The following is a 14,456-nucleotide window of genomic DNA, read 5'->3' on the forward strand; positions in this document are numbered from 1 at the left end:
GCTCTACAGTCCTGCGCAAGACGGAAAGCACATTAAGTGCTTTCCTTTGCGTGCGGAACTCGCGACAAACTTAACCCCCGCCCTCAGCCCCGGAGACCCTCCCTGCCGTCACATTATTTAACCAGTTTTGCGGGCGTGCGCCGCTGCGCGGCTAGCCCGCGTTCTCCGCGGCGAGGTTGTCTAAGGTTCTTGTTGAAGCTCGGCCATTGGCTCAAATGGAAACGGGGGACGCATCTGCATCCCCCGTTTTTGTTGTGATTACTCTAGGTCAATAAACTTAGTGCTTATGATCTTGCCGTCTTTTACGAGCATTCTGGCCATGGTGGGGCCTCGGGTGCCTCTGGGGTAGCTGGCGCTGCCCGGGTTGAGGACTAAGCAACGGCCCACTTGGGCTTCTTTGGTTACGTGGGTGTGGCCGTTGATGGCTACGTCTACGGATCCCACCGGAAGGTCTTCGCGGTAGTGGGCTACGGCGAATTTAAGGCCTTCGTAGGTAAAGAGCGCAAGACGGTCTACATCGGGGCCGTAGTCGCGGTAGTAATCGTTGTTGCCCAGTACGGCCCGCACGGGGGCGATAGTGCATAGGTGCTCGTAGTCCATCTCCGACGTAAGGTCACCGGCATGGATAATCAGATCCGCGCCCTCAAGCTCATCCAGAAGCGCAGGCGAAAGATAGCCGTGGGTGTCCGAGATGATGTCGATGCGCTTGGCGCTTGCACTGTTCATGGGATCCCTTCCGCAAAAAACGATTCGGCAGATACATACAAAAAAGGCCCCACGGCTCCGCAGACGATGGGTCTACAGGGCTGCAGGGCCAGTGTGCTAGAGACTCAGAGCCTTCTTGAGCGGCACGACGCGGCGGCGCGAAACCGGCACGCGTTCGTCGACGCCCGTAATGCCCAGCTGGATGGCGCCCGAGGGCACCGTCTCCACATCCGTGACGCACGCCAAGTTGACGATATAGCGGCGGTGAACACGGAAGAAGCCAAAGTCGCAGAGCTTGGCCTCAAGCTGCGCCAGCGAGGTCGTCGACAAAAAGCGATCATCGACGGTATAGATGCAGGAGTAATCGTCCTTGGCCATGATAAAGCGAATGTCGTCCACGGGAATGAGCACCTTGCGGCCGCCCTTTTCCACCGGGATACGCTCGATGGTCACCTTGCTGTCCGTAACCGGCTTGGCGCGTTGCATGACCTTCTCGATCGCGCGATCCAAGCGAGCTTCCTCGACCGGCTTCATCAGATAATCGACGGCATCCACGTCGAATGCCTCGACCGCATGGTCACTATACGCAGTCACAAACACGATCGCCGGCGGATTTTTGAGCTTATGCAGCGCCTCGGCAAGTTGCAGGCCCGAGGCACCGGGCATCGAGATATCGAGAAACACGACATCTACGCGACTTTCCATAAGCATCTCGATGGCGGAGCGGACGCTCGACGCCTCCGTGATCGTGCCGATCTTGCCCGTTTGCTCGAGCAGGAAGCGAAGCTCCGAGCGAGCCGGCGCCTCATCATCCACAATCATCGCACGCAGCATAGGGATAAAACCTTTCGTCAACTAACTACGCCGGGCATCCGTCGCATGACGTTGAGCCCGTAGCCTTTTATTTTACTCTTGAATGTCGAAGATGCTCTCTGACAAATCAAGATGAAGGAGCACTTTGGTGCCCTTGCCCGGCGCCGATTCGACACGCGTATAGGAGTGCGGCCCATAAAAGCGATGGATGCGCTCCGAAATATTGTGCATGGCCACACCGGCGCCGCCACCCTGGGGAGAGCTGGCGTCGGGACGGGCAGAACGCTCGTCAAACAGTCTGGCGGCGGTACCCTCATCCATGCCCACGCCATTATCGGCCACGGCAATCAAGATTGCATCCTCGCCGTCTTGGTGAACGGTCACGTCGATCCTCAGGGCGTCGTCATCGCCCATACCATGACGTACGGCGTTCTCGACAATCGGCTGGATCACGAACGCCGGCACCAGCGCATCTTCCACGTCCTCGGACACATCGAACGTCGCAAGCACGCGGTCCTCGCCAAAGCGGGCCTTCTCAAAGGTAAGGTAGCGCTTGGTCTGTGCAACCTCGCGCGAGACCGGAATAAGCGATCCCGAGTTGTCGAGCGTGGCACGATAGAACGATGAGAACTCACGAAGCAGTTCGCGGGCCCGCAGCGGGTCGGTGCGCGTAAACGATGCAATGGTGTTCAGCGTGTTGAACAGGAAGTGCGGGTTAATCTGCGCTTGCAGCGCACGCACCTCGGCGCGCGCCGTGAGTTCCTTTTGCACCTCGAGCTCGTGGATGGCGAGCTGCGTGGACAAGATCTCGGCAAAGCCCGAGGCAAGCGCGTACTGGGTACGGTCGACGGCGCGCGGGGTCTTGTAGTAGAACTTGAGCGTGCCGACGGTACGATCGCCCACCTTGATGGGGGCGATAATGCCGGCGGGGACTTGGTTGTGCGAGCCATCCGAGCCCACGACATCCACCATACGGTTGAACGACTGCACGATGCCATGTTCGATAACGTAGCGTGTGGCAAGCGTGTGGATGGGAGAATCTGGCAGTAGTTTTTCCTCAAACTCGCCTGCGCAGGCCAACACGTTGCCCTCGTCGGTGATGGCCACCGTCATGGCGCGCGTCTCGGGCAAAATGCGCCGGCACACCAAACGCGCCGACTCCTGCGTCAGACCGCCCTTAATGTCCTCAAGCATGGCCGAGGCCACCGAGAGCGTCTCCTCGGTGTACTGGGAGCGCACCGAATCGGGATTGAGCGTCAAAAAGATAAAGATGCACAGAAAGATGCACAGCAGCGCGCAGGCAATCACCGTGGCGATCGGCTCGATACCGGTCACCAGGGCAAAAATAAAGTACACCAGCACGCAAATGGCGCAGGCAACGGCAATGATGCGAAAGATTGATATTGAACTATCGCGCTGGGCGCGGCGGTCGATCATTCGGCCCCCTCCAGGATACTGATCAGTTGTGCGTCACGCCAAAGCCCGTCCATGATCTTGGGCCAAAAGCTCTGGAAACGCAGGTAGCTTGCAGCGTTTTGGCGCGCATAGGCCTTTGCCTCGTCGATACCATGGCGCCAGATGCGCAGGTAGCCCTCATGCTCGCGGGTAAACACGCTGCGGACCATAGCGGTCTTGCGCACGCGGTCGTCGAGCTCGCGCGAAATCCACGGGCCCGGGTAGGGCATGAGCGATGCCGCCGTAACGGGAATGAGCTCCTTTTGATGCGCGGCGAATGTCAACTTTGCCCTTTCGTAGTACCAACGGTATACATCCTGCATAAAGCGCGGTGAGCGCTTTTCGGACTCCGGAGGCAGATGACGCACGGTCCACTCGTTATCGAACCACACGTCGTAGCCAAACATGCGCATGTTAAAGAGGTAATCCAAGTCCTCGCCGCGGGTGATAAACGGGTCAAAGGCTACACGCGTAAAGGCGCGGGCGTGCAGGGCCATCAGGCCGCCGCACACGTAGTTGGAGCGCGAGATGCGGGTGCCCGAGAGCGCCTTTTTCATCCAACGGTTGAACTCGATGCGCTTGGTCCACCAACGATGGCAGATGCCCGCCTTGTCCGTGGGAGCCAGCGGCGAGCCGTCGCGATCGTAGAAATAGCCGCTCTTGACCAAGATCGGCAAGCCCTGACGTGTCTGCTGCCCCAACGCATAGGTCGCGCGCTTCATAAAGTCGGCGTCGATGACAGTCTCATCGTCATCCAAAAAGATAACCGCGTCATGCCCCAGCACAGCGGCACAGGCTAGCCCCATGTTGCGGATGGCACCGTAGCCTCGCAGGCTCACGCACTCGCCCGAACCCTTGGGCGCGATCTGAGCAACCCGGTCTGCAATGCGCGAGGCCTGGGTGTTGGTGACAACGGTGACCTTGAGCGTGGGATGCGCGTCGACAATCTCGTGCACGCGCAGCGACACATCGGCTGTGGCAGAAACGGGACAGACCACCAAAAGGATGATGCGCGGGATGTCACGTACCTGCTCAAGCGAGGCCAGGCAGCGGTCGAGTTCGGGATTGTCGGCGTTGAGTCGCGTCGAATGGTCATAGGTGCCAAGGGCGTTTGCGCAAGCGTCATCGCCCGCCCAATACGTTGGAATCACGACCGTGGCGTTCATGCCTTACCCTCCCTGCAACACAAAAACGGGGCGCCGCCAAACACAGGCGACGCCCCGCGACCTAGCTGATTCCATCATACCCACTTGGGCAAATCATTGCTCGCAAGTCGCAATGTTTATTGCGGATAACCCCAAAAGAGTACCGTGGACAGGCACAATAGCCGCTCGCTCCTATGCGGCATGCTCTGCCGCCCGAGTCATGCGGGACAGGCGGACCAGCAGCACAAAGCCAACGATCAGCAGAACACCAATAGAAAGGACGCCCAGCGACGGGTTGCCGGTCAGCGAGGTGACAACCGACACCAGGAAGGTGCCCATAACGCTTGCGTAACGGCCAAAGATATCGAAGAAGCCGTAGTACTCGTTGGACTTTTCCTTGGGGATGATGCGGCCAAAATAGCTGCGGCTGAGCGCCTGCACGCCACCCTGGAACAAGCCGACCAAAATAGCGAGCACCCAAAACTCAAAGGCGGTCTTTAAGAAAAACGCGGCAAAGAGCACGATGCCCATATAGGCGGCGACGGCCACCAAGATCATGTTGAGTGTGCCCACGCGACCGGCGAGCTTGCCGTAGATGATGGCGGACGGGAAGGCCACAAACTGCGTAACGAGCAGAGCCAGCACCAGTTGGGTCGAGTCGATGCCCAGAGCCGACCCGTAGCTGGTTGCCATGGAAATGACCGTGTGCACACCGTCGATGTAGAAGAAGAACGCGATCATGTAGACCAACACGGTCTTGTTGTGGGCGATCTCGCGCATGGTGTGTCCGACCTCGGAGAACACGCCGCCCACGATGTGGCCGATGGTGTCCTCAGGACCGCGCTCGCGACCGTACTTTTGCTTATAGGTGCGAATGAGTGGCAAGGTAAAGATGAGCCACCAGGCACCGGTGATGACAAACGACAGACGCGTTGCCAGCATGGTGGGGACGCCAAGAGCGGGGCCACCCATGATAAGCGCCAGACAGATGATGAACGGCACGGTGGAACCGATGTAGCCCCAGGCATAGCCCGAGCTGGACACGGCGTCCATGCGCTCGTCGGTGGTTATGTCGGGCAGCATGGCGTCGTAGAACGTCATGGAAGAGTTAAGGCCGATGGTACACAGCACGTACACGGTCAAAAATGCCATGGCGGACATTGGGATAGCCTGCGCCAGGCAAAGAACCAGACCCGTGAGGAAGAAGCCCAAGAAGAACTTGATCTTGTTGCCGGCGTAATCGGCAAGCGCGCCCAGAATGGGCATGAGCATGGCAATGACCAGCGAGGCAATCGTCTGCGCGTTGCCCCAAGCGACCACCAGGTCTGCCGAGGAAGCACCGGTATTGATGGCGTTAAAGTAGATGGGCACCACCGAGGTATTGAGCAGTACGAGGGCCGAGTTGCCCACATCGTACATAACCCAGTTACGCTCGAGCTTGGTGTATTTCATGGACAGGGCCCCTTCGTATTCGCCCGATATGCAGTTAGTTCATCGTACCCTAATTGTCCAGAACCGCCGGTAAGGATTCGGCAAAGGGGCACGCACGGGCCCTATTCCTCGCGGTCGAACTCCTCATCGGCTTCGAGCACGCGACCGCTGTAGTTGACGTGACTGGTCACGGCATCCATGTCACCGGTCTCGATAAAACGTGCGACCGTGCACTCGTAATCGACCAGCGCGCGATCAAAGACCTCGGGGAAACTCTCGTTCGAGACCTCGTCGGTAAAGGGATTCTTCCATGTCAGATGGCCCAGGTTACCGGTGCGCTCGGGCAGCTCCGTCGTCACGCGATGGGCAAGGCCGTCGAGCAGCGAGTAGTCGTGCACCAAGCCCTCAACCAGCGAGATCGCGCGCGTCTTTGCGGAGCCGGCCGGCTCAATCGCGCGGTAAAGTCGCTGCATATTGGCAACGGCAGCACCGTACTCCCCCGCCGGAATGTCAATGCCGTACACGCGTCCGGCAACATAGCTCATCAGCACGCCGGCCACGCGATTGATGCGATCGGTAGTGACGATCTCGCCCGCCGGCGGGTAATCGTCGACCGTAGCGCCATCGCGTTTAAGCTGCAGCATCAGTACATCCAGGTCGCTCTCGATCACGGCATGGACCTGACTGCTCGAATCCTCAAGCTCTGAATCGGACTCCACGATGCCAAACTGCTGTTCATAGACAAAGGGATGGGCGTTGCGGTCGAGCACGTAATGAGACAGCAGGCCCAGCGCAAAGGCGCGACCCAAGCTGGCGTCGCGCGGCAGCAGATGCGACACGCCGTCGCGCAGGCACGCGAACTGGCGAGACATACGCGACCGATGCATGACCTGCGCCAGCAGCGTGCAGTCGGAAACACGCGGTGTCAGAATGTGAAAGAAAAACGGGTCGGGACCTTGGTTTCCCAGGATAAAGGCGATGCGCTCCTCGTCGGACGTAATAACGCCCTGCGGAAGACGGTCGATGCTTTCCTCGCCAAACAGATGATGCGTAATGAGCGCGGGCATAATGATCCTTTCGATTTCATTCGATGCAATCCATTATGCCCATCGCACAGTCATACCAAACCTGCAACGGCAAACGATGGCGTACCGACCCTTACGCAAGCCCCAAGTGCGATTTGACCTCGGCAGCGCGACGGCGTGAAACGGGCACCGTCGAGCTCACACGGTCGAGCCTGAGCTCCATCAGGCCCGTGGAGCCGATCTCGACATTATGCACGTCTTCCAAATTAACCAGATAGCTGCGGTGGACGCGGATAAAGCCCTCGGAGGCCAAGCGGCGCTCGAGCGAGGAAATCGACTCATTGATCAGGTATGTCCCCTCGGCACAGACGGCGTTGCAAAAATCGGCGCGCGCCTCAAAGTAGCAGACATCCGCCACGGGAATGAACACCCTTTTGCCCCCGCGATCCACCGTCAGGCGCAAAGGCTGGCGCGGAGCGTGGACGACACGGCGAGCACCCAGGGCAGTCTCGATCTTGTCGAGCGCCTTTGACAGGCGGGCATCCTCGACCGGTTTGACGATGTAATCGACAGCATCGAGGTTATAGGCATCGGCCGCATACTCGGCAAATGCCGTCACAAACACCACGACCGGCGGCCTCTTTAGGTTTTGCAGGGTCTCGGCAAGCTCAATTCCCGAGCGACCGGGCATGGTAATGTCTAAAAACAGCACGTCGGGCTTGCTCGACAGAATCAACTCCACGGCTTCGGTGACATTGCCCGCCTCGGCAATCTGACCCACACGCGTATCCTTTTCCAACAGATAGCGTAGCTCAGCCCTAATTGGGGGCTCGTCATCAACCACCAAGATGTTCCAGCCTTCGGACATATGCGCTTCCCCTCTTTTTCTCTCAATCCAACCGCGTGCTACGCCGTCAACGGCGCAGGCTCATGCGGCTCGCCGTTCAGCTCGACGATGACCTGCGTTCCCACGCCCTCCTGGGACTTCACGCGCATGCCGGAATCTTCTCCGTAAAAGAAATGGATGCGCTGAAGCACGTTGAAGAGCGCCAGGCCGCAACCTCGCTTGACGGAGCCGTCGGCGGTAATGCTCTCGGGCTCCTCCAGGCGATGCTGCTCAAACAGATGCGCGCAGACTTCTTCGCTCATACCGATGCCGTCGTCCTCGACGATGATCTCCAAACCGTCATCGGTCTCGAAAGCCCTAACATGAATAGAAAGCGGCTTGGTCTCGCGCTGCGCGTGCTTGATGCAGTTTTCGAGCAACGGCTGCAAGATAAACGGCGGCACCAGGCTGTCGCGCACCTCAAAGTCGATATCGACCGAGACGCGCAGACGGCCGTCGCCATAACGAGCCTGCATAAGATTGATATAGCGAGTGCCCTGTTCCACCTCGTGCTCGAGCGTTGTGAGGGTATCGGAATCAGAAAGCGTCTGACGGTAGTAATTGGAAAAGTCGATCAGCAGCGACCTGGCCTTGTCCGGCTCGGTACGCACGAGCGACACGATGGTGCTGATGGTGTTAAACAGAAAATGAGGATCGACCTGCGATTGCAAGGCGCGCAGCTCCACGCGGGCCGTAAGCTCGTCCTGGCGCTCGAGCTCAAAGCTCGCAAGCTGCGTGGAAATGAGGTCGGCAAAGCCCGAGGCAAGCGCCGTCTGGCGCATATCGATGCTGCTCAGACGGGGATAATACAGCTCGAGCGTGCCCACGCAATGCCCGCGCACGGTAAGCGGTGCGACAATACCGGCGCGCAGGCGCGGAAAGTAGCCACCTGTCTCGGTCGAGGCATCGCGCGAGAACACGCTTTGCTCACCGCTGTTGATCACGTTGAGCGTAGTCCGCAGCACCACCGGGGTGCCCGCGGGGCATTTTGCCGAGTCCTCGCCCCAGCTTGCCAACACCTGCTTGCCGTCGGTAAAGCAGATGGCAGAGGCGATAGTTTCGGACAGGATGATCTTAGAGGCGCCCAGGGCAGCTTCGGGCGTAAGGCCGCGCGACGTGTAGGCGAATATTTTTGAAGCGATGGCGAGCGTGCGGTCGGTTGCGCTCGATGTGAGGTCGTCGGGAACGACAAAGACGTACGAGAAGAAGAAGCACAGCATGACCAAGCCGGCAATGACGACAACGGCCGGAACGGGATTGGGATTATCGGTTAGATCCCAGATGAGCAGCAGGATAAGCAGCGGAACGACAATACCGAGCAAGATGGCTTGAACCACATGCTGAGCGGTACGAAAGACCTTGGTAGAGTTGTAGCTCTTGCCCAGAATCAGCCTATTGAGATCCACCGTCATCTCCTTCTTACCGACGCACCCCATAGCAATAAAGAGGGCCGCAAGCGACCCTCTCCATTGCATTATGCAATCAAATACTGTGTTTTACATCAAGCCATCGATGAACGGTAGCTTAGGCGCTGTACTTGTTTGCCTCGCCGAAGGTGCCGCCCTCGACAATCCAGCCGTCCTTCATGATGACGTCCATGTTGTCGGTGTTGAGCACGTGGATGTCGGCGGCGACGTCACCGTTGACGACCAGCAGGTCGGCGCACTTGCCGGCCTCGATGGACCCGGTCTCGTCCTCGATGTGGCACATCTTGGCACCGTTGAGGGTGGCGCAGGTGATGGTCTCGACCGGAGTGAAGCCGATCTTGTCGACGAACTCGTACATCTCCTCGATGGAGCAGGTGCCGTACGGGGTGACGAAGGAGAAGGAGTCGGAGCCGATCGTCATGACGACGCCGCGCTTCTTGGCCTCGCGCAGGCAGTCGTAGTTGCGCTGCAGCTCCTTCTCGACCAGGGTGCCCTCGTACTTGTCGTGCAGCTCGGGGACGTAGACGGGCGGATAGGTGGCGTACCAGGTGGGCAGGAAAGCGATCGTCGGGGTGAAGAAGGTGCCCTGCTCGGCCATGAGGTCCATGGTGCGCTCATCGATATCGAAGCCGTGAATCAGCTGCTCGCAGCCAAAGCGAACGGAATCGTAGGCAGCGGCGTGGTTGTTGTAGCAGTGGCTCCACACGGGGATGCCGACCATCTTGGCCTCTTCGACCACGGCCTGAATCTCCTCGGAGCAGTAGTGCTGGTCGCGGCCGGAGTCCCAGCGCCAGATGCCGCCACCGGTAGCCCAGATCTTGATGGCATCGGGGTTCTCGCGCAGGCGACGACGGACGGCCTTGCGCAGATCCCAAGGACCGTCGACCTGATCGCCCCAGGGGTGCGATTCCTTGTTGAGCTCCTGGCTGCAGTGGTGGGAGTCGCCGTGGCCGGCAACGCGGCAGAAGCCAAGGCCGGTGGCCAGAACGCGCGGGCCCTTGAAGACGCCCTTGTCGATGCAGTCACGGATCTGGATACCAAAGCGGCCGATCTCGCAGACGGTGGTGAGGCCGTGGGTGAGGCAGTCGTAAGCCTGCTTGACGGCGACGGCCTGCTTCTCGAGGAGCGGCTGCATGACCCAGTCGGTGTCATCGTCGGTCAAGTTGCCCGAGAAGTGCAGGTGAGTGTCGATCAGGCCGGGAAGGACGGTCTTGCCGGCGGCGTCGATGACCTCAACGCCCTCGGGAAGGTCCTGCATAGCACCGGCGTACTCAATCTTGCCGTTGTCGTCGACGAGAACGAGGGAGTTCTCGACCGGCTCGGCACCGGTACCGTCGATGAGCTTGCCGCCAACGATTGCATACTTAGTGGACATGGTTCCTCCTTATGGATCCATATAGTGGGCGAGGCCGTGTTGGGTTAAGGCCTCACAAAGCTACCCAAGTGGTGCCGGGTTCGGTGCGCGGAAGAGAGGGTCCCGCGCACCTGATCCGCCCCGGCTCGGCGTTACTTTTTGCGGGAATTGGTGAAGGCCATGAGAGCCAGGCCGACGGCCAGCCAGCCGATCACGATGCTCCACTCCACCATGTTGAGGGAGGCGGGAGAGAACGGAATCACGAGCAGGCCGATGATGATGGCGCAGGCAGCGATAGCGAGGCCGATGCCAAACTTGCCGCCGGGCACCTCGTAGGGACGAGGCAGGTCGGGCTCGGTGAAGCGCATACGCAGGCAAGCGAGGGCGACCATGCCACAGGAGAAGATGAAGGCGAGAGCCGACACGTTGGTCAGAGGGATGAGCATGTTCTTGCCCAGGAACGGACCGACGACGGTGATGACGCCCAGAACGACGCAGGCGAGCTTGGGAGCGCCGGACTTGGGGTCGACCTCGGCGAACTGTTCGGGCAGCTGGCCCTTGCGGCCCATGGCGAGCATGATGCGGCTCGTGGCGCCGTAGAAGGAGTTCATCGGGCCCATGGGTCCAAGCGTGGCGATGACGAGCATGGCCAGGTACAGGAGCATGTTGATGCCCTTGAGGCAGGCGAGCGCGGGAACCGGGCTCTTAACGAACTCATGCCAGTCGAGGATGGTGCCGAACGAGTAGATACAGACCATGTAGAAGCCGCCGGCGGCCAGCAGTGCCAGGGAGATGATCTTGCCGAACTTGTTCCAGTTGAGGCCCTCGGCTGCTTCCTCAGCCTGCTGAGGAATGGTGTCGAAGCCGGCGTAGAAGAACGGAGTCAGAACCAAGACCGACACGATGCCGGCGAACAGGCTGGTGCTCTCGGTAGCGGCCTTGCCGCCGCCAGCGCCGGCGACCTGGGAGAACACGGGCATGGCGTTGTCCGGCGAGCCGGTGAACAGCGAGACGCCCATGGCGAGCAGCATGCCGCAGAGCAGGGCCTTGGTCAGGAAGGCCTGGAGTTTGGCAGCCGAGCTGGCGCCGCGGAAGTTGAGGAAGATGACGTAGACTGCAAAGCCGAGCGCGATCAGCGTCGGGAACAGGTAGACGTCGGCCCCCAGTATGGTGTAGAGCTTGACGGCGCGCAGCCACTCAAGACCGGGTAGGCTGCCGAACATCTCGGACACGAGGGTCGAAATGGCGATGGCCTCCCACGGGCACAGGATGCCGTTGCCCAGGGCCAAAAGCCATCCGGTGATGTAGCTCAGTGTACGGCCAAAGCTACGATCGACATACTCGACGATGCCGCCCGAGATGGGGATAGCAGCCGTGAGCTCACCGAAAACAGCTCCGACGGGCACGAGGAAGATTGCACCCAAGAGGAATGCGATCATAGCGGGAACGGGACCGCCGCCCACGACCATCCAGTCGCCGACCTGCAGAACCCAACCGGTACCGATAATGGCACCAAAGCCGATGGTGAAGAAGTTCCAGAGCGAGAGCGTTTTCTTCATGCCGCCGTTATCCTCGACTGCAACTTCTGCGTTCTTGTCCGCCATTGTTCCCCTCCTTTCCTTTTTGACGCCCTTGGCGTCACCCCTTGCGCGGTCCGTTTTGCCGCGCGCTTTTATTCCATGGCTTTAAGATACGGCCTTGGCGCAGCAGCGCCGCTCGCAGCTCGACCGAAGGCAGAACTGCAAAACGAGCGGCACCGTTTTTGGGACGAACGGCACGGTTTGCCGCTCATTGTTGCCGCCCGTCCGACGGGCGTACGCTCATCGGACGCATATAGAGATGTTTTTGAGGCCGTGTGTTTTGCGCCTTTCGTACCGTTTGCCGAGCTTTTGACGCGCAGACCCATTTGTTGCACATCTTTTTTGTAGGATGGATAGGTTATACATGAGACAAGGCGGTACGAATGGCATACGGATACAACGACGGTGATCAACGGCGACAAAGCGTTCGCCTTGCTGGCCGTACCACGCCTACGCCCAGAAGTGCCACGAGCAGCAATCCGCAACGTCCTCAAGAGCAACCCAGGCCTTCGTCTCGGCAGCAGGCAAGCAAAACACGGCAAAGTGGCCGTCCGCGCACGGGCACAAGCGCGCAGCAAGACAGCCGCTTAGGCGCGCGCACTCGACAGCATCAAGCCGAGGTTCCGCAACTGCGCCGCAACGGCGCACGTCAGCCCGGCATCCATATCAACCGCTTCTTTTCGCATCCCCAAGGTGGACGCGACGGCAAGCCCTACCGCTCGACATCGCACGTGAATGCCCCCGCCCTGCCGGCTCGTCGACTTCGCCTCGCACTGTGCTCTATCCTCACCTGTCTGGTCTTTGTGTTTATGAGCTCCTGTATGTCCCACGGCTCGGCCGGTCTCGAGCCCACCGCCGAGGACAAGCTGCTCAAGGCCCCCGTCGCGCCCGGTTATTCTTTCGCCTTTTCGACCCCGCGCCCGCAATGGCAAGCCGGCACGATGCCCCATATCTATCAGATCGACCCTGCGTGGTCGGAGCTGTCTTACGCCGGCGGCACCATCCGCCAAAATGCCTGCGGGCCTACGTGCCTCACCATGGTCTATATCTTTAAGACGGGACGCACCGATATGACCCCCGTCGATATGTGCGCGCTTTCCGAGGCGGGCAATTACGCCCCCACTGGTGCAACCGAATGGTCGTTTATGACGAGCGGCGCGTGGCAGTTGGGACTTAACGGAACGGAGCTCCATAACGATCGCGACTCGATGACTCAGGCGCTGCGTTCGGGAGCGCCCATCATCGCCGCCGTTCGGCCGGGCACCTTTACCAGCGTTGGACACTACATTGTGCTTTACGGTATTGACGACGCCGACCAGATTGGAGTCTTCGATCCCAACTCGGCCAGCCGCAGCGCCCGCCGCTGGGGCGTGGTAGAAGTCCTCAATGAAATCGAAGCCATGTGGGCCTACTACTAGTCATTGGGGACAGACTTAAATGACCAGCCGTTGGGGGCAGTCATTGGGGACAGACTTAAATGAGTGGTCGTTGGAGACAGCCTTTAAGGACTGCCCCAAGCTGCCGGCAGGAAAGGAACGTCCCCAAGTGCCGGGTTCCCAATGACTAGGTGAACAGCAAAAGCCCCGCAGTCGGAGCGGACCGCGGGGCTCATGAAGAGAGGCTAGTTTGCGGGCGCCTTGCCTGGCGCCCACGAGAGAGGCAACGGAGTAGAGGCTACTCGTGGATGCGGGTACCGGAGAGGCCGGCCATGGTCTCGGCGGCCTTGTCCAGGGCACCGATGATGCAGGTGCGGCCCTTGCGGGAACGGGCGAACTTGATGGCAGCGCGGACCTTGGGCTCCATGGAACCCTTGCCGAACTGGCCCTCATCGGCCAGGCGCTCGGCCTCGTCGGCGGTAATGTCCTCGAGCTCCTCCTGGTTGGGCTTGCCAAAGTTGATGGCGACATGCTCAACAGCGGTCAGCAGGAACAGAACGTCGGCGTCGCAGTCCTCGGCCAGCAGCTCGCCGCCCAGGTCCTTGTCGATGACGGCGGGAACGCCCTTGTAGCAACCCTTGTTCTCGTAGTCGCGGACAACGGGGATGCCGCCGCCACCGCAGGCGATGACGATGAACTCGTTGTCGAGCAGGTTGAGGATGGAGTCAGCCTCGACGATCTTCTTGGGATCGGGGGAAGCGACGACGCGACGCCAGCCACGACCGGAATCCTCGACGAAGACCTTGGAAGGATCCTCGGCCATGAACTCCTTGGCCTGCTCCTCGGTGTAGAAGGGGCCGATCGGCTTGGTCGGGTTCTTGAATGCGGGATCGTCGGGGTCGCACTCGATCTGGGTGACGACGGTGGCAGCGTGCCAACGCTTATAGCGCTTGTGCATCTCGCGGCCAATGCCCTGCTGCAGGTGATAGCCGATGTAGCCCTGGGACATGGCGCCGCACTCGGGCAGCGGCATCTCGGGGGTACCGATGGCGTCATGGGCAGCGGCGAAGGCGTTCTGGATCATGCCGACCTGCGGGCCGTTGCCGTGGGTGATGATGATCTCGTTGCCCTGCTCGATAAGGCCGAGAAGAGCGTGAGCGGTGTTGCTCACGGCCTCGATCTGCTCAACGGGGTTGTTGCCGAGGGCGTTGCCGCCAAGGGCGACGACAATACGATCGGGCTTGCCAAGAGGCTTAGAC

The 14,456-nt window shown here is 60.1% G+C and carries 12 protein-coding genes; 1 reads left to right on the forward strand and 11 read right to left on the reverse strand.

The annotated features are described in order from the left end of the window. Positions 1-258: 258 nt before the first annotated feature. The 10 genes from ABHR75_RS08675 to ABHR75_RS08720 form a co-directional block, all read right to left on the reverse strand. The gene (locus tag ABHR75_RS08675) at positions 259-726 is read right to left on the reverse strand and encodes a YfcE family phosphodiesterase (protein WP_022094114.1); all 468 of its coding nucleotides are present in this window, start codon (positions 724-726) and stop codon (positions 259-261) included. A gap of 96 nt (positions 727-822) precedes the next feature. After that, a complete protein-coding gene (locus tag ABHR75_RS08680) occupies positions 823-1,539 on the reverse strand; it encodes a LytR/AlgR family response regulator transcription factor (RefSeq protein ID WP_346964125.1) in 717 nt (238 codons plus the stop codon). Between the two features lie 72 nt (positions 1,540-1,611). Beyond that, the gene (locus tag ABHR75_RS08685) at positions 1,612-2,955 is read right to left on the reverse strand and encodes a histidine kinase (protein ID WP_346964126.1); all 1,344 of its coding nucleotides are present in this window, start codon (positions 2,953-2,955) and stop codon (positions 1,612-1,614) included. Beyond that, positions 2,952-4,139, reverse strand: a complete 1,188-nt coding sequence (locus tag ABHR75_RS08690) for a glycosyltransferase (protein ID WP_346964127.1) — start codon at positions 4,137-4,139, stop codon at positions 2,952-2,954. The genes ABHR75_RS08685 and ABHR75_RS08690 overlap by 4 nt, the downstream gene beginning before the upstream one ends. Positions 4,140-4,310: 171 nt before the next feature. Next, complete coding sequence (locus tag ABHR75_RS08695) at positions 4,311-5,570, reverse strand: MFS transporter (RefSeq protein ID WP_346964128.1); 1,260 nt, start codon at positions 5,568-5,570, stop codon at positions 4,311-4,313. A 101-nt stretch (positions 5,571-5,671) separates the two neighbouring features. Beyond that, on the reverse strand, positions 5,672-6,616 hold the full coding sequence (locus tag ABHR75_RS08700) for a zinc dependent phospholipase C family protein (RefSeq protein WP_117746458.1): 945 nt from the start codon (positions 6,614-6,616) through the stop codon (positions 5,672-5,674). Positions 6,617-6,707: 91 nt separating this feature from the next. Continuing rightward, positions 6,708-7,442, reverse strand: a complete 735-nt coding sequence (locus tag ABHR75_RS08705) for a LytR/AlgR family response regulator transcription factor (protein WP_346964129.1) — start codon at positions 7,440-7,442, stop codon at positions 6,708-6,710. 38 nt (positions 7,443-7,480) lie between these two features. Then, complete coding sequence (locus tag ABHR75_RS08710) at positions 7,481-8,872, reverse strand: sensor histidine kinase (RefSeq protein ID WP_346964130.1); 1,392 nt, start codon at positions 8,870-8,872, stop codon at positions 7,481-7,483. Positions 8,873-8,984: 112 nt separating this feature from the next. Then, positions 8,985-10,262, reverse strand: coding sequence for a metal-dependent hydrolase family protein (locus ABHR75_RS08715; protein ID WP_055285286.1), 1,278 nt, complete (start codon positions 10,260-10,262; stop codon positions 8,985-8,987). Positions 10,263-10,393: 131 nt separating this feature from the next. Further along, on the reverse strand, positions 10,394-11,845 hold the full coding sequence (locus ABHR75_RS08720; protein WP_161145314.1) for an APC family permease: 1,452 nt from the start codon (positions 11,843-11,845) through the stop codon (positions 10,394-10,396). A gap of 797 nt (positions 11,846-12,642) precedes the next feature. Here ABHR75_RS08720 and ABHR75_RS08725 point away from each other — a divergent pair. Further along, complete coding sequence (locus tag ABHR75_RS08725; RefSeq protein ID WP_346964131.1) at positions 12,643-13,239, forward strand: C39 family peptidase; 597 nt, start codon at positions 12,643-12,645, stop codon at positions 13,237-13,239. A gap of 256 nt (positions 13,240-13,495) precedes the next feature. On the opposite strand, the gene arcC is transcribed toward ABHR75_RS08725, so the two are convergent. Further along, positions 13,496-14,456, reverse strand: a 961-nt coding sequence (gene arcC / locus ABHR75_RS08730; RefSeq protein WP_346964132.1) for a carbamate kinase, incomplete at its 5' end; no start/stop codon positions are given.

This window comes from Collinsella aerofaciens, from assembly GCF_039752955.1.
Classification (GTDB): Bacteria; Actinomycetota; Coriobacteriia; order Coriobacteriales; family Coriobacteriaceae; genus Collinsella; species Collinsella aerofaciens_BI.

What these genes read in the sequence shown, in the direction of transcription:
- ABHR75_RS08675 (WP_022094114.1), bottom strand. Translation starts at nt 726, where the DNA reads ATGAACAGTGCAAGCGCCAAGCGCATCGACATCATCTCGGACACCCAC.
- ABHR75_RS08680 (WP_346964125.1), bottom strand. Translation starts at nt 1,539, where the DNA reads ATGCTGCGTGCGATGATTGTGGATGATGAGGCGCCGGCTCGCTCGGAG.
- ABHR75_RS08685 (WP_346964126.1), bottom strand. Translation starts at nt 2,955, where the DNA reads ATGATCGACCGCCGCGCCCAGCGCGATAGTTCAATATCAATCTTTCGC.
- ABHR75_RS08690 (WP_346964127.1), bottom strand. Translation starts at nt 4,139, where the DNA reads ATGAACGCCACGGTCGTGATTCCAACGTATTGGGCGGGCGATGACGCT.
- ABHR75_RS08695 (WP_346964128.1), bottom strand. Translation starts at nt 5,570, where the DNA reads ATGAAATACACCAAGCTCGAGCGTAACTGGGTTATGTACGATGTGGGC.
- ABHR75_RS08700 (WP_117746458.1), bottom strand. Translation starts at nt 6,616, where the DNA reads ATGCCCGCGCTCATTACGCATCATCTGTTTGGCGAGGAAAGCATCGAC.
- ABHR75_RS08705 (WP_346964129.1), bottom strand. Translation starts at nt 7,442, where the DNA reads ATGTCCGAAGGCTGGAACATCTTGGTGGTTGATGACGAGCCCCCAATT.
- ABHR75_RS08710 (WP_346964130.1), bottom strand. Translation starts at nt 8,872, where the DNA reads ATGACGGTGGATCTCAATAGGCTGATTCTGGGCAAGAGCTACAACTCT.
- ABHR75_RS08715 (WP_055285286.1), bottom strand. Translation starts at nt 10,262, where the DNA reads ATGTCCACTAAGTATGCAATCGTTGGCGGCAAGCTCATCGACGGTACC.
- ABHR75_RS08720 (WP_161145314.1), bottom strand. Translation starts at nt 11,845, where the DNA reads ATGGCGGACAAGAACGCAGAAGTTGCAGTCGAGGATAACGGCGGCATG.
- ABHR75_RS08725 (WP_346964131.1), top strand. Translation starts at nt 12,643, where the DNA reads ATGTCCCACGGCTCGGCCGGTCTCGAGCCCACCGCCGAGGACAAGCTG.